Below are 588 nucleotides of genomic sequence, written 5' to 3'. Positions count from 1 at the left end.
TAATCCGTACTGAACATATTATACATTATTTTCAGTATAGTTGAGCTTATTATTGACTAGAGTCATGCTCCGCGCGCAGCTTGGACATTTGCAGCGGTCACCTCAAACTCCTCTGGGGCAACTTCTCCATTCCTCACTCTTCTGGGCCAAAGGGGGAGCACCCTAAGGCTGCAAGATCATCGACCAGGAGCCGCTCTCCCCATCCCAAAACGGGGCCAGAGACTCTCCCACCACATTGGGCCCCCAATAGCGGCGGGTTCCATCCAAGGCGAAAGCCACCACAATGTCTCCGGGGCCGATTTGCAGCGGTTCTTCTCCCAAGCTCAGCAGCAATCCTTCGCTGCCCCCTTCTCCAGGGGCAAAGTCCCAGTGGGCCGTTTCCGGATTGATCATCCGTTCGCCGCTGCGCATCAAGATCACCAGCCGAACCGGATGGGGCGTGCGATTGCCGACCCGAAAGGGTCCCGTACGGGCGGAGGTGGGGACAGCCTGGGGGGGCAAGGCAGGTTCTGAGGGCAGAACAGGGTCAACATTCCCCTCAACGGAATCCTCCAAGGCTTCCAGCGTCGGTTTCTCCAGAGTCTGTGC

The 588-nt window shown here is 57.8% G+C and carries 1 pseudogene; it reads right to left on the bottom strand.

The annotated features are described in order from the left end of the window. Positions 1–162 precede the first annotated feature (162 nt). A pseudogene (locus NW837_RS10830) lies at positions 163–588 on the bottom strand (hypothetical protein); the annotation flags it as partial.

The organism is Synechococcus sp. R6-10 (assembly GCF_047461815.1).
Taxonomy (GTDB): domain Bacteria; phylum Cyanobacteriota; class Cyanobacteriia; order Thermostichales; family Thermostichaceae; genus Thermostichus.
Note: the sequence above shows the minus strand (reverse complement) of the source record. Positions and strands in the feature narration are given on the sequence as shown.